The organism is Pseudovibrio sp. Ad37, assembly GCF_001623075.1.
In the GTDB taxonomy this organism is placed as follows: Bacteria; Pseudomonadota; Alphaproteobacteria; order Rhizobiales; family Stappiaceae; genus Pseudovibrio.
The window spans coordinates 1-757 of record NZ_LMCF01000086.1 but is presented as its reverse complement, the minus strand read 5'-3'; the positions used below and the strand labels follow the sequence as shown (position 1 = coordinate 757).

The following is a 757-nucleotide window of genomic DNA, read 5'->3' as shown; positions in this document are numbered from 1 at the left end:
AGTAAAAACTCACCGGAAATATTGAAACTCATGCGCCGGCTGGACGAGTTGCATCTAGAGTATCCGTTTGCGGGTAGCCGCATGCTGCAGCAGCTGTTGAAGGTAGAAGGCTTTGATATCGGCCGACGTAGAGTAAGGTCCTTGATGAAGAGGATGGGTATTGAGGCAATCTACCGACGACCCAATACGTCCAAACCGGCGCCAGAACATAAAATCTACCCGTATCTGCTGCGTGATGTGGAGGTTTTAAGACCCAGTCAGGTCTGGGCCATCGACATTTCCTACATTCCCATGGCAAAGGGCTTCACCTATCTGGTCGCTATCATTGACTGGTACTCGTGCAAAGTTCTGAGCTGGCGGTTATCAATCACCATGGAGGCTACCTTCTGCATCGAAGCTCTGGAAGATGCACTCGCTAAATACGGCAAGCCAGAGATTTTCAACTCTGATCAGGGCTCTCAATTCACCAGCATAGACTTCACCGATGTACTCAAGCGTGAGAAGATCAAGATCTCCATGGATGGCAAGGGAGCATGGCGCGACAATGTTTTTATCGAACGGTTCTGGCGCACCATCAAGTATGAGGAAGTCTACCTCAAGGCCTACGCCAGTGTGCCAGAGGCCAGAAAATGGACTGACCTAAAGAAAATGGAGAGCCTCTGTCTCACTATTTCTTTTCTGTCTCTCGAACGCGATTGGCGATTGATAGCCTAACGACGAGTGTCGCCTGATTGGATTGTAAAAGCCCTCAATGTAA

1 pseudogene is annotated in these 757 nt (G+C 49.3%); it reads left to right on the top strand.

The window, feature by feature from the left end:
* Positions 1-627, top strand: a pseudogene (locus PsAD37_RS14065) (IS3 family transposase); the annotation flags it as partial.
* Positions 628-757: the final 130 nt, after the last annotated feature.